This window comes from Ruminococcus sp. CAG:57 (assembly GCF_000435935.1).
Classification (GTDB): Bacteria; Bacillota; Clostridia; order Oscillospirales; family Ruminococcaceae; genus Hominimerdicola; species Hominimerdicola aceti.
Genome location: NZ_FR890743.1, coordinates 28,955 through 29,781, shown reverse-complemented (window position 1 = coordinate 29,781; position 827 = coordinate 28,955). Strand labels below are relative to the sequence as shown.

The window sequence follows — 827 nt, the reverse complement described above, 5'->3', positions numbered from 1 at the left end:
ATTCCTCACTCCTCACTCCTCATTTCTCATTTCTCATTCCTCCCCTCCTCACTAAAAATCCGCCCCCACATCTTGCAATTTACCTCAAAATGTGCTATCATTATCTCTATAGGGGGTCTTATCCATGAAAAAACTCTTTTCCGTAATTTTTATGAACTTTTTCGGCTTCGACATGATAATTTTCTTGGTTGCAGTCGCGACCGCCCTCGTCTTTTATCTCACTAAAAAATCGGCTGATGTTCTCTACAACAAGCTTCATCTTAACATCTTCGTTCCCGACTCAGGTGCTTCCCGCCGTCAGGCTGACAGCGATATTTCGGACATTCGTGAAACAGATATCGTTTCTATGCGCAACCGAACAGGAAGCCTTTATTCTCTGTTCGTAAATCTCACAGGGATTTTCCCTCTCTTGGGTATCCTCGGCACTGTTATCTCCCTCCTTGGTATGGTGGGCGATATGACAAACGTTCAGGATAATTTCTATGGCGCTTTGACCTCCACTTTTTGGGGACTTGTTTTTGCTATAATCTTCAAATTCCTTGACGGCATAATCTCTGCAAAAATAGAGGATAACGAGAAAAATGTTCAGCTCTATCTTGAAAGAAACAACGCTGAACATTCCCAAAGCGGTGAACAGCCATGAATGGTTTCAGGAAAAATAAGGGCATAGTCCTTGAGCTGACTTCCCTGCTTGATGTTATCATGATAATGCTTTTCTGGGTCATGACAGATGTTTCCGCATCTGCCGACAGTCAGAAAGAGGACGCAAAAGCTCAGGTGCAGGCTGTCACTCAACAGCTTGAGGAGCAAAAGCAAAAGTCTGCTGA

1 protein-coding gene and 1 pseudogene are annotated in these 827 nt (G+C 43.7%); both read left to right on the top strand.

Annotated features, from left to right (window positions below; all coding sequences use genetic code 11):
• The first annotated feature begins 124 nt into the window (after positions 1–124).
• The gene (locus QVO88_RS07775) at positions 125–643 is read left to right on the top strand and encodes a MotA/TolQ/ExbB proton channel family protein (RefSeq protein ID WP_022287931.1); all 519 of its coding nucleotides are present in this window, start codon (positions 125–127) and stop codon (positions 641–643) included.
• Positions 640–827 (top strand): annotated as a pseudogene (locus QVO88_RS07770) (biopolymer transporter ExbD); the annotation flags it as partial. The gene QVO88_RS07775 and the pseudogene QVO88_RS07770, both read left to right, overlap by 4 nt.